The sequence below is a fragment of the Streptomyces sp. NPDC048278 genome (assembly GCF_040652195.1).
Classification (GTDB): Bacteria; Actinomycetota; Actinomycetes; order Streptomycetales; family Streptomycetaceae; genus Streptomyces.
Genome location: NZ_JBEZLP010000019.1, coordinates 22,741 through 34,946, shown reverse-complemented (window position 1 = coordinate 34,946; position 12,206 = coordinate 22,741). Strand labels below are relative to the sequence as shown.

Genomic DNA, 12,206 nt, shown 5'->3' with positions numbered 1-12,206 from the left:
CTGCGACGCCCTTCGGGGCGACCCGTCGAGCTTTTATGTAGCACTTGCTATAGAAAACTCGCGCGCCGAGAAGGCACACCACACCCCCGAGAGGCGGAAGCCAGTGGAATTCATGCGCGTCGAACCGGGCCCGGTCCCGGAACAGGCCCAGTCCGTACGGATCCCCATGCGGGACGGAACCCGGCTGGCCACCGACGTCTACCTGCCGTCCGGGACCGGACCCTGGCCCGCCGTCCTGGTCCGCCTGCCGTACGACAAGAACGGCGGGTACTGCTTCATGCCGGAGATCGCGGCGTACGTCACCGGCCGGGGCTACGCGGCCGTGGTCCAGGACGTCCGCGGCAAGTTCCGTTCCGAAGGCGCCACGGAGTTCGGCATCCATGAGGTGTCCGACGGCTACGACACCGTCGACTGGGTCTGCCGGCAGCCCTGGTGCGACGGAGACGTCGTCATGACCGGCGACTCCTACTTCGGGCTGACCCAGCTCGCGGCGGCGGCCTCCGGGCATCCGGCGCTGCGCGCGATCTCCCCGAGGCTCACGGGCACCCGACTCGCCTGCGTGGTGGACGAGGCGCCCGACGCGACGACCGTGGAGCAGACCAGCCGCCGCGGCTACTTCGCCACCCACTACGTGGAACGGGACACCTACCTCTGGGAGCCCGACTGGTCGGCACGACCGCTCGCCGACCAGTTCGAGCAGTTCTTCGGCGCCCTCGGCCGCAGGTCGGTCAGCTACGACACGGACCTCAAGGAGCCGGACGGGCTGCGCGGCCCGAGCGTGGACGACCTCCTCGACGCCCCGCCGCTGCCCGTGCTGTTCACCGTCGGATGGTTCGACAACTGCGCCGTGTGGTCCTGGCCGGACATCCAGCGGCTGCTGCGGCACCCGCGGTGGGCATCTCGGCTCCACCTGCGTCTGGAAGCCGTCGACCACGAGAACAACCGGCTCGCCGACGTCCCGATCACCCCGGACATGGACCCCTCGCGGTCCGCGGAGGCACGGGCCCGGCTCATCCCGCGGATCGTCGACCCGACCCTGGAGTTCTTCGACCACTGCCTCGGGCGGTCCGGAGCCGCGGAGACACCCCGGGTCGCCTACGAGGTGTGCGGAGAGGGATGGCGGACGGCCGAGGCGTGGCCGCCCCCGTCCAGCGGCCGGACGGAGCTGTACGCGGCGCCCGGTCAGGAGGAGCGCCGGGCCGGCTTCGTGACCTCCGCCCCGACCGGCGACGACCGCGTCCTGCGGTGGTCGGCGCGCCCCGAGGATCTCGTGCCGTCGATCTCGGAGAACCCCTTCGCCCTGGTGGCCGGGGCGAGGGACCTGGCCTCCGACACCACCAGGTCCGACGTCGCCTCGGTGGACACCGAACCCTTCACGGACGGGCTGGTGCTGGCCGGGCCCGTGGACCTGCACGGCACCCTCACGGTCGAGTACCGCAGCACGGACCTGCACGCCCGTCTCCTCGACATGGCACCGGACGGGACCGGAGCCCTGGTCGCACGGGGCCAGGTCCGGCTCACCGACATCGAAGGGAGCAAGGACTTCCACGTCAGCCTCCTGCACGCCGGCTACCGGCTGCGGCCCGGGCACAGCCTCAGGCTGCACCTCGCGAGCAGCGACTACCCGGAGTTCATGTTCAACACCGGCGACGGCTCCGACGCCTGGACCGCGACCGCGGCCCCCGCATCCACCACGGCCGTCCGCCTCGGCGGGCCCGACGGCCTCCGGCTCACCCTCACCACGCTGCCCGCCCCACAGGCCTGACGGCCCGTCGGTGTTCCGCACCCGCCCCACCCGACACTCACCCCTCGTGAGATTTGGACCTCGATGACGAACAACCTGAAGATCGATCTGGCCCCGCACCACCGGGACTTCCTCGACCTGACCATCCCGGACGCGCTGGACCTCGCGGCGCGGCGCTGGGGAGACCGGCTCGCGGTCAAGCTGATCGAGGGCCGGCCGAGCGAGCACACCTGGTCACAACTGCGCATGCTGGTCGCACGGGTGCGCTCCGGCTTGGAGGCAGGCGGCGTCGAGCCCGGCGACAAGGTCGGCATCATGCTCGGCAACCAGCTCGAATTCCCGCTGGCCTGGCTCGCCGTCATCGAGGCCGGCGCCGTGGCCGTCCCGCTCAACAGCAAGTACACCGCCCGTGAAGTCGACTTCGTCCTCGGCGACGCCGACGCCACCTGGCTGATCACCGAAGGCGAGACGATCGAACGCCTGGCGCGGGACGGCTCCGTGGGCCCGGTCCCCATGGACCGGGTGATACCCGTCGGCGGTGCCGTGCCCGGCACCGGCCCGGACTTCTCCGTACTGATGAGCACGGACATCACCCCACGCACCCACCGGGCAGGCACCCTGGACGTCGTCAACATCCAGTTCACCTCGGGGACCACCGGCCTGCCCAAGGGCTGTCTGCTCACCCACGAGTACTGGACCGAGTTCGGCGTCTACTCCAGCGCGCTGTTCGACGATCCGCAGCGGCTCCTGGCCGACCACCCCTTCTACTACATGCAGAACCAGGCGTACTTCATGATGGCCCTGGCCGGTGGCGGCGCCCTGTACGTCACCAAGGGGCTGAGCCGCCGGAAGTTCATGGGATGGCTCACCGACCACGAGATCGACTTCGCCTGGCTCGACGACTTCATGCTGGCGGAGCCCGCCGGGGCGACCGACCAGCACCTCGCCATCGGCAAGGCGCCGGTCTCCGGAGTCTCCGGCAGCGCCCACACCGGCCTGGAGAAGCGCTTCGGCCTGCTGGCACGGGACTGGTACGCCAGCACCGAGGCCGGGAACGGCACCTTCGTGCCCTGGGAACGCACCGATCTCACCGGCACACCGACGATCGGCCTGGCCTGGCCCACCCGGGAGACGAAGATCATCGCGGAGAACGGGGACGAGGCCGGGCCCGGCGTCGCCGGGGAACTGTGCCTGCGCGGCAAGGGCATGATGCTGGGCTACCACAACAGGCCGGAGACCAACGCCGAACTGTTCCTGCCCGGAGGCTGGTACCGCACGGGTGACCTGGTCCGCAAGGACTCCGACGGTCTGCACTACTTCGAGGGCCGCATCAAGGACATGGTCAAGCGCAGCGGGGAGAACATCTCCTGCGCCGAGGTCGAACTGCGCATCATGGAACTGCCCGAGGTCGCCGAGGCCGGAGTCGTCCCGGTCCCGGACCCGGACCGCGGAGAAGAGGTCAAGGCCGTCATCGTCCTGGAGGACGGTGCGACCCTGTCCGCGGAGAGGGTCGCGCAGTGGTGCCGGGAAGGGCTCGCCGCGTTCAAGGTGCCCCGCTACGTCGAGTTCCGCGACCGGCTGCCGCACACCCCGAGCGGGAAGACGGCCAAGTCGGTCCTCCGCTCGGAGCCCGAGCCGTTCGGCACCGGAGTGGTCGACCTGCGTCCGCCGGCCCGGGCGGGGAACTGACTGCCCGGACGCCGGGAGGAGACACCGCCCGGTCTATATAGTGACCGATATACATCGGAGGAGGGGCAGAGACAATGCCGCGCGTGATCGACAGGGAACAACGCGTCCGGGAGATCGTCGAGGCCACGCTGGCCATCCTCGGAGAACAGGGTTACAAGGAGCTGACCCTCCGTAATCTCGCCAAGCGCATGGGCGGCTCCATCACCCTGATCACCCACTACTTCGCCAACCGCGACCTGCTGCTGTCCGGAGTGCTGGAGGTCGTACTCGACGACGCGAGGAAGTTCAGCGAACAGCTGATGTCGATCGAGGACCCCCACGACCGGCTGCGCGCGGTCATGCTCTGGTTCCTCCCGCTGTCCGAGGAGGAGGTGCGCAACGAGCGGGGCCGTATCAGTCTCGTCGCCCATCAGGACGCCTCCCCGGCGATCCGGGAATGGCTCGACGAGATGGAGACCGCCATGCGGTCCGTGCTGGCCAAAGCGGTGTCCGACTTCGTCGAACCCGAGGAGCGGGACGCCATCGTGGACCAGATGCGCGTGTGGGGGAGCGGCATGGTGCTCTCCGTGGCCGAACACCCGGAGATCTGGACGCCAGAGCGGCAACTGGAGGCCCTCGAACGCTTCCTCAAGGCGTTGAGGCTGACGTCGAACATCCGGCCCACCTCGGTGGCGGGTCGGGTGCGGGCGGGGAGAACGGCGGCACCTGCGACGGACGTGTGACTCCCCCGCTCGGCTGCGGAGTGCCGAGGGGCGGCGGAGCCACGGGCATCGGCGGTGGACGGGGGCGCCGATGCCCGCGCGTCTCGGGGGTCGCGGTGCACCTCTGAGCAGGGCCGACGGAGCGGGCAGGTGTCCTCGGGCCGGCGGCCTGGGCCTACAGTGGGGGCGTGTCCTCAGGAAACGCCGTGGTGGCGCGCAACATGCGCCTTCTCAGAGAGCAGCGGGGTCTGTCCCTGGCCGAACTGGCCCGGCAGGCAGGGCTGGCGAAGCAGACCCTGTCCAAGCTGGAGCAGGGAACCGGCAACCCCACGGTGGACACGCTGTTCTCCATCGCCGCCGCCCTCGGCGTGCCCGTCACCCGGCTGGTGGCGGAGCGGGAACAGGTGATGACCGTCCAGCGCGCCGACGAGGTCGTCTGGCAGGACCACGGGGGCTACGAATCCCGTTCGCTGGACCACATCTACGGGTCCGGTGTCATCGAGAACTACCTCGTGCGGGTCGCCCGCGACCCGCAGGGCACGGTCAAGCCGTCCGAGGCGCACCCGGTGGGAACACTGGAGCACCTGTACGTGATCAGCGGCCGGGTCCGGGTGGGACCGGTCGACTCGCCGGTGGAGCTGTCGGCGGGCGACTTCGTGCGCTACCCGGGGGACCGCCCCCACGCGTACGAGTCGCTGGAGGGCGAGAGCGTCGTCCACGTGGTCGTCAGTGTGCCGCGGGTGCAGCCGGGTACCGGAGGCGTCAACCTCGCCCGGACGCACGGCAACGGTCAGCACTGAAGCGCGGACCGGGCGGGCCCCGAGGGCTCCTGCCGGGACCGGGCCGCGAGGACGGCCCTGGATGCCTCGTGGGCCACGCGGCGCAGGGCCGGGGTGAAACGGGCGGGGTCGAAGCGGGCGTCGGCGCCCGCGATGGAGAGGGCCGCCACCGGCCGGCCCGCCGCCCCCATGATCGGTACGGCCACACAGGCCAGGCCCGGCGCGGCCTCCTGGCGGTCGTAGGCGACGCCGTCCTCGCGGATGCGCCGCAGCACCGCACGGAACCGGTCGGGGTCCGAGAGGGTGTGCGGGGTGCGGGCGGGCAGCCCCTCGGCGACGGCCGCCTCCGCCATGTCGTGGTCGAAGGCCAGCAGGGCCTTGCCCACACCCGTGCAGTACGCCGGCAGACGTGCGCCGACCTGCGAGGGGGAGCGGGCCGCGCGATGGCCGTGGATCTTGTTGACGTACACGATGTCGGTGCCGTGCAGGACGGCGAGGTGCACGGTCTCGTGGGTCAGTTCGTACAGGTCCGCGAGGTGCGGCATGAGGACGTCCCGCAGCAGCGGCGGGGTCGGGCCGTAGGCGCGGGTGCCGATGTCGAAGAGCTGGGAGCCCAGCCGGTAGTTGCTGCCCACGCGTTCCACCAGGTCGTTGCGGTGGAGGATGCCGAGCAGCCGGAACGCGGTCGACTTGGTCAGCCGGGTGCGCCGGGCCAGCTCGCTCACACCGGCCTCGCCGTCCAGCTCCGCGAGCGACTTGAGCAGGACGAGGGCTTTGTCGACCGCGGTCTGCTGCTCCGCCACGGGGCCGGAGGCGGGCTGCGGTACGGGCGCGGTGTGCGCCGGGAGGGGTGAGGGTACGGGCATGACGGGCTCCGGTTGCATTCCAGGCGGCCATTTCGATGGACGCACGTCCAATGTAAATGACCGCTACGGGGATGTAAACGGAGGGCCGAGCCGACCGGAGTGACCGTGACCACGGCAGCGGGCGGGGAGACGACCGACCTCGTCTCCCCGCCCCGGCTGTCAGGACTTCGCGGCGGCCCTCATCCTCCGGCCACAGCAGGCCGGAGCAGGTCCAGCGCGATGTCCACGATCATGTCCTCCTGCCCGCCGACCAGCCCCCGCTTCCCGACCTCCAGCAGAATGCTGCGGACGTCGACCCCGTACTGCCGTGACGCGGTCTCGGCGTGCCGCAGGAAGCTGGAGTAGACCCCGGCGTAGCCGAGGGTGAGGGTCTCGCGGTCGACCTGGACCGGGCGGTCCTGCAACGGTCGTACGAGATCGTCGGCCGCGTCCTGGAGGGCGAAGAGGTCGCAGCCGTGCTGCCAGCCCTGGAGGTCGGCCACCGCGACGAACGGCTCGATCGGGCAGTTGCCCGCGCCCGCGCCGTGCCCGGCGAGCGACGCGTCGACCCGGGTCACGCCCGCCTCCACCGCGACGACCGAATTGGCCACGGCCAGCGAGAGGTTCTGGTGGGCGTGGATGCCGATCTGGGTCTCCGGGGCGAGTACGTCGCGGTAGGCGCGGACGCGCTCACGGACGCCGTCCATGGTGAGCCGGCCGCCGGAGTCGGTGACGTACACGCAGTGCGCGCCGTACGACTCCATCAGCTTGGCCTGCTCCGCCAGCTTCCCGGCCGGGGCCATGTGACTGAGCATCAGGAAGCCCGAGACGTCCATGCCCAGTTCGCGGGCGGTGCCGATGTGCTGGGCGGCGACATCGGCCTCGGTGCAGTGGGTGGCGATGCGGACGGACCGTACGCCGAGCGAGTAGGCGTGCTTCAGTTCGGCGATGGTGCCGATGCCGGGCAGCAACAGCGTGGTGAGCGTGGCCCGTTCGAGGACCGACGCGGCGGCCTCGATCCACTCCCAGTCGGTGTGGCTGCCGGGGCCGTAGTTCAGCGAGCCGCCCGCCAGGCCGTCGCCGTGCGCCACCTCGATGGCGTCGACACCGGCCGCGTCGAGGGCGGCGACGACACGGCGCACGTCGGCGGGCTCGATGCGATGCCGTACGGCGTGCATGCCGTCTCGGAGGGTGACGTCCTGGACGTACAGGTTCGTGGTCATGCCCGGTCCCCCTGGCGTGCGTGCTGGGCGATGCGCTCGGCGGTGCGCAGGGCGGCCGAGGTCATGATGTCGAGGTTGCCGGCGTAGGCGGGGAGGTAGTGGGCGGCGCCCTCGACCTCCAGGAACACCGAGACCCTGGTGGTCACTTCGGGCGCGCCCGTGGGCAGCAGGGTGTGCACCGGCTCGTCCGGCGCCACGGCGGTGAACTGGACGTCCTGCTTGAGCCGGTAGCCGGGAACGTACTTGGCGACCTCCGCGACCATGTCGGCGACGGAGGAGCGGATCGTGTCCCGGTCCGCGTCGCCGGTCAGGCAGAAGACCGTGTCCCGCATGATGAGCGGCGGTTCGGCCGGGTTGAGGACGATGATCGCCTTGCCGCGCGCGGCTCCGCCGACCTTCTCGATGGCCGACGAGGTGGTCTCGGTGAACTCGTCGATGTTGGCGCGGGTTCCGGGTCCGGCCGACTTCGACGCGATGGAGGCGACGATCTCGGCGTACGGGACCGGCGTCACGCGGGCCACGGCGTGCACGATCGGGATCGTGGCCTGGCCGCCGCAGGTGACCATGTTGACGTTCTCGGCGTCGAGGTTCTCGTCGAGGTTCACCGGAGGGACGACGAACGGGCCGATCGCGGCAGGCGTCAGGTCGACGAGCGTCTTGCCGAAGGGCTTCAGGCGCTCCGCGTTGGCGATGTGGGCCTTGGCCGAGGTGGCGTCGAAGACGATGTCGATGTCCTCGAACCCGTCCAGGGCGATCAGGCCGTCCACCCCCTCGGACGTCGCGGGGATGCCGAGCCGTCGGGCGCGGGCGAGACCGTCGGAGTCGGGGTCGATGCCGACCATGGCCGCCATCTCCAGCGTCTCGGAGAGGCGGATGACCTTGATCATCAGGTCGGATCCGATGTTGCCGGAACCGATCACGGCCACTCTGGTCTTCTTCATGAGGCCTCCTTGTCGCTGAACGTGGCGGAGACGGTGCCCAGGGCGGAGATCTCCGCGCGGACGGTGACGCCGGGAGTGACGGCGGCCATCGGGCCGAGCGCACCGGACAGGACGACCTGCCCGGCCCGCAGCGGCTCCCCGTAGGCGCGGGCGGTACGGGCCAGCCACAACAGGGCGTTGAGCGGGTCGCCGAGACAGGCGGCGCCGTTCCCCTCGGAGACCAGGACGTCGTCGAGGTACATCCGCATGGTCGCCGCGCGCGGTTCGAACGCGTCGAGCGACAGGCGCGCCTCCCCGAGGACGTACAGCCCGCTGGAGGCGTTGTCGGCGACCGTGTCGGTGAGGGTGATGTCCCAGCCGGCGATACGGCTGTCCACGATCTCCAGCGCGGGTGCCGCGAAGGCGACCGCGGCGCGCACGTCCGCCGGGGAGAGGTCGTCGCCGTCCAGGTCCGCCGCCAGCACGAAGGCGATCTCCGCCTCGGCCTTCGGCTGGAGCAGCCGGGACATCGGCACCTCGGCGTGCGCGGAAACGTCCATGTCGGCGAAGAGCACGCCGAAGTCCGGCTGGTCCACGCCGAGTTGCCGCTGCACGGCGGGGGAGGTGAGGCCGATCTTGCGGCCGCTGACGACGGCGCCCTCGGCCAGCCTGACGTCGACGAGGCGGCGCTGGACCTGGTAGGCGCCGTCGACGTCGACCGGGCCCAGCAGATCGCGGACCGGGGCACAGGGCCTCCGCTCGGCCGTGGCCGCGAGCAGCCGCTCCGCGGCGGCACCGATCGCCGTTTCGCGCTCCGTCATCGGTTCGGCTCCTGTTCTGCCGTGGCCACCGCGAAGCCGGCGATCCACTCGGGGATGGGTGCGTAGAAGCGGGAGGTCATGCGGTAACCGCCGGTCGCGGCGAGGGACGCGAAGGCGGCGATCCAGGTGCGGACCTCGTGGGCCGAGCCGCCGCCCTCGGCGCCCATCCACTCCACGGTCCAGCCGTCCACGTCGCCGAGCCGGCCGCTCTCCAGCGTGTCGAGCACGTGCGTGTCCCAGGCCGGGTTGATCGGGATCATCTTCGTCGAGCCGGCCGCGTAGTCCCGGCCCGCCTGGACCACCCGCTCCTCGCCCCGGGCCCGTTGCTCGGGGGTCGGCGGGTGGCCCTCGATCAGGGCGTCGGCCACGCGCGGCGGGGCGCCGTCGAGCACCGGCACCGGAGGATCGTGCGAGAGACCGCCGGAGCCGAGGAAGAGCACACGGCGGTCCAGGCCGGCCGCCGCCTCGCCGATCGCGGTACCGAGGGCGCGGATACGGCTCACCGGCCCGAGCGGGGTGGCCACGCCGTTGACGAAGACGGGCACGACCGGGACCTTGTCGATGCCGCCGAAGAGCACCTCCAGCGGCTGGACGAAGCCGTGGTCGACGGTCATCCGGGCGGACACCGTCAGGTCGACGCCCCGGTCGAGCACACCGCGGGCGAGGGCGCGCGCGGCCTCCGTGTCGACCGACAGCGGCCCCGCCGTGGAACCGAAGTCACCGACCGCGTTGGCGTCGGTCCCCAGGCAGAAGGGCGGCATCTCCTTGTAGAAGAAGCCGTTGTAGTGGTCGGGGGCGTACAGGACGACCAGTTCGGGGTCGAAGTCGCGGACGAAGGACCGTGCGCCCTCGACGGCCTCCTCGACGGCGGCGAGGACGTCGGGCGCGGGGTCGTTCCTGCCGATCAAGGGGGAGTGGGACAGGCCCACGGCAGCGGCGTTCATGATGCTTCTTCCTGAGGGTCGACGGCCTGGGGGTGGACGACGAGCTTTCCGGTGAGCCGCCCGTCGATCATCAGCTGGAAACCCTTGTGGATCTCGTTGAGCGGAAGCGTCCGGTCGATGACCGGGCGCACGCCGGTGGCGTCCATGAGCTTCAGCAGGCCGACCAGCTCACCCCGGGTGCAGCCGGTCGAGCCGAGGATGCGCTGCTGGAGGTAGAAGACCCGGCCCAGGTCGGCGGGCGGGTTGGTGCCGCTGGTCGCACCGGCGATCACGATCGCGCCGCCCGGACGCAGCGATTTCAGCGAGTGGGACCAGGTCGCCTCGCCGACCGTCTCGATCACCACGTCCACCCGCTCGGGCAGCCGCTCCCCGGTCGGTACGGCCTTGCGCGCGCCCCAGGACTCGGCCTGCGCCCGCTTCTCCGCGCTGCGGCTGGTGGCGTACACGACCGCCCCGGCGGCGACCGCCAGCTTGATCGCGGCCGAGGCGACCCCGCCCCCCGCGCCCTGCACCAGCACCCGGTCCCCGGCCCGGATCCCGGCCTGCGTGAAGAGCATGCGGTACGCGGTGCCCCAGGCCACCGGCAGGCAGGCGGCCTCGTCGAAGGTGAGCCACTCCGGCTTGGGGATCAGGTTGCGGGTGGGCACGGACAGGTACTCCGCGAAGGCGCCGTCGTGCTGCTCGGAGAGCAGGGCACGCCCCGGGTCGAGGGTCTCGTCACCGAGCCCGCCGTCCGGATCCGCGAGCACGGGATGGACGAGGACCGCGTTGCCGTCCTCGTCGTGGCCCGCCGCGTCGCAGCCCAGGACGACGGGCAGCCGCTCGGGCGGATGGCCCACCCCGCGCAGGGTCCACAGGTCGTGCATGTTGAGGGAGGAGGCGACCACGCGGACGACGGACCATCCGGGGCGCGGCTCGGGCTTCGGGATCTCTCCCAGGACGAGCCCCGACAGCGGGTCCGTGGCGCTCTGGGAGATGGCGGTTGCGGCAAGCATGCGGCCACGCTCTCCCGGAGGCGGCGACCTCCGACAGCGCGTGTGCCGCAGGACGGCACGACGGATGGCACACCCTTTCGCCGGTGTTGTTGCCTGTGCCCATGACCTCGACGAACGATCCCAAGGGCGCTGCCACGGCGGCACCGCGCGGGGCGCTGCGGCGCCCCGCAGACCTGGCACGGAACCTCGACGTCTCCGGGCTCGTCGACACCGAGGGCGGACTGTTGGACCGCGTGATCTTCACCGACCAGCAGCTGTACCGGCAGGAACTGCGCCGTGTCTTCGCGCCGAGCTGGCTGTTCCTCGCGCACACCGACCAGTTCCACAAGCCGGGCGACTTCTTCACCACGTACATGGGCGAGGACCCGGTCATCGTGACCCTGGACCGCGACCGCCGGATCCGCGCCTACCTGAATTCCTGCCGCCACCGGGGCGCCCGCGTGTGCCGCGCGGACTTCGGTACGACCCGCAACTTCACGTGCACGTACCACGGTTGGTCCTTCAACCTGGACGGCTCCTTGGTGAGCGTGCCCAACAAGGAGGGCTACCCCGCCGACTTCGACGGGGGGCAGTGGGGTCTGGTGGGGGTCCCGCACGTGGAGACCTACCACGGCCTGGTCTTCGGCACCTGGAACCCGGACCCGGTCCCGCTGCGCGCGTCGCTCGGTGACATGGCCTGGTACATGGACGCCATGCTCGACCACGACGACCAGGGCACGGCCGTCGTCGGCGGCGTCCACAAGTGGGTCCTGGAGGGCAACTGGAAGCTGGCGGCCGAGCAGTTCGCCACCGACTGGTACCACGTCAACATGAGCCACGCCTCCGCGCTCATGCTGCTGGCGCCGGCCGGCAAGAAGCCCAAGGACGAGGTCGTGCACCGCACCGGCCGCCAGTTCTCCGACGCGAACGGCCACGGCGCCGGCTTCCCGGTCCACCCCAGGAACCGGTTCGACGCGCAGACCGTGCACCAGTGGACGGACTACGACGCGTTGCGCGAACGCCTCGGCGAGGCCCGGGTCGAGGGGCCGCTGACCAACGGCCACGCCACCGTCTTCCCCAACTTCTCCTACCTCCCCGTCAACGGCTCCATCCGCGTCTGGCACCCCAAGGGCCCCGACCGGATGGAGGTGTGGGCCTGGACCGTCGTCGACAAGTCCATGCCGGAGGAGGTCCGCGAGGCCCAACGCCTCTACAACCTGCGGACGTTCGGGCCCAGCGGGATCTTCGAGCAGGACGACGGCGAGAACTGGAGCGAGGTGCAGGCCGTCGCGAACGGCTTCATCACCAACGGCGTCGCGCTCAACTACCAGATGGGTCTCGGCTCCGAACGCGAGGACGGCCGCCACCCCGGCAGGACCAGCGAGCTGTACAGCGACGCCGCGGGCCGCGCCTTCTACGGGCGCTGGCGCGCACTGATGAACACCCCTGCCTGGCACGAGACGTCGCACGAGACGTCGCACGAGACGTCGCACGAGACGTCGCACGAGACGTCGCACGAGACGTCGCACGAGACGTCGCACGAGACGTCGCACGAGACGTCGTACG

The 12,206-nt window shown here is 71.1% G+C and carries 11 protein-coding genes; 5 read left to right on the top strand and 6 right to left on the bottom strand.

Going from position 1 to position 12,206, the window contains the following annotated elements; all coding sequences use genetic code 11:
* Positions 1 to 112: 112 nt before the first annotated feature.
* From AB0D74_RS29155 to AB0D74_RS29140, 4 genes are all read left to right on the top strand, one after another.
* On the top strand, positions 113 to 1,765 hold the full coding sequence (locus AB0D74_RS29155; RefSeq protein ID WP_362593353.1) for a CocE/NonD family hydrolase: 1,653 nt from the start codon (positions 113 to 115) through the stop codon (positions 1,763 to 1,765).
* Positions 1,766 to 1,828: 63 nt separating this feature from the next.
* A complete protein-coding gene (locus AB0D74_RS29150; protein WP_362593349.1) occupies positions 1,829 to 3,433 on the top strand; it encodes a class I adenylate-forming enzyme family protein in 1,605 nt (534 codons plus the stop codon).
* 83 nt (positions 3,434 to 3,516) lie between these two features.
* Entirely contained in the window at positions 3,517 to 4,155 is a 639-nt protein-coding gene (locus tag AB0D74_RS29145; protein ID WP_362593346.1) for a TetR/AcrR family transcriptional regulator, read from the top strand.
* 167 nt (positions 4,156 to 4,322) lie between these two features.
* The gene (locus AB0D74_RS29140; RefSeq protein WP_362593344.1) at positions 4,323 to 4,934 is read left to right on the top strand and encodes an XRE family transcriptional regulator; all 612 of its coding nucleotides are present in this window, start codon (positions 4,323 to 4,325) and stop codon (positions 4,932 to 4,934) included.
* Here the strand turns inward: AB0D74_RS29140 and AB0D74_RS29135 are convergent.
* The 6 genes from AB0D74_RS29135 to AB0D74_RS29110 form a co-directional block, all read right to left on the bottom strand.
* Positions 4,925 to 5,779 carry an IclR family transcriptional regulator gene (locus AB0D74_RS29135; protein WP_362593341.1) on the bottom strand — a complete coding sequence of 285 codons (855 nt, stop codon included), beginning with the start codon at positions 5,777 to 5,779 and terminating at the stop codon, positions 4,925 to 4,927. The genes AB0D74_RS29140 and AB0D74_RS29135 overlap by 10 nt on opposite strands.
* A 179-nt stretch (positions 5,780 to 5,958) precedes the next feature.
* The gene (gene dmpG / locus AB0D74_RS29130) at positions 5,959 to 6,981 is read right to left on the bottom strand and encodes a 4-hydroxy-2-oxovalerate aldolase (protein WP_362593338.1); all 1,023 of its coding nucleotides are present in this window, start codon (positions 6,979 to 6,981) and stop codon (positions 5,959 to 5,961) included.
* Positions 6,978 to 7,922 (bottom strand): acetaldehyde dehydrogenase (acetylating), encoded by a 945-nt coding sequence (locus AB0D74_RS29125; protein ID WP_362593335.1) that lies wholly within the window; start codon positions 7,920 to 7,922, stop codon positions 6,978 to 6,980. The genes dmpG and AB0D74_RS29125 overlap by 4 nt, the downstream gene beginning before the upstream one ends.
* Entirely contained in the window at positions 7,919 to 8,722 is an 804-nt protein-coding gene (locus tag AB0D74_RS29120) for a fumarylacetoacetate hydrolase family protein (RefSeq protein WP_362593332.1), read from the bottom strand. Before AB0D74_RS29120 ends, AB0D74_RS29125 begins: the two co-directional genes overlap by 4 nt.
* Positions 8,719 to 9,666, bottom strand: coding sequence for a 3-carboxyethylcatechol 2,3-dioxygenase (locus tag AB0D74_RS29115; RefSeq protein WP_362593329.1), 948 nt, complete (start codon positions 9,664 to 9,666; stop codon positions 8,719 to 8,721). Before AB0D74_RS29115 ends, AB0D74_RS29120 begins: the two co-directional genes overlap by 4 nt.
* Complete coding sequence (locus tag AB0D74_RS29110; RefSeq protein WP_362593326.1) at positions 9,663 to 10,661, bottom strand: zinc-binding dehydrogenase; 999 nt, start codon at positions 10,659 to 10,661, stop codon at positions 9,663 to 9,665. The genes AB0D74_RS29115 and AB0D74_RS29110 overlap by 4 nt, the downstream gene beginning before the upstream one ends.
* Before the next feature lie 101 nt (positions 10,662 to 10,762).
* Between AB0D74_RS29110 and AB0D74_RS29105 the strand changes: the two genes are divergently transcribed.
* Positions 10,763 to 12,206 (top strand): SRPBCC family protein (locus tag AB0D74_RS29105; protein ID WP_362593323.1); only part of this gene is annotated, 1,444 nt, incomplete at its 3' end.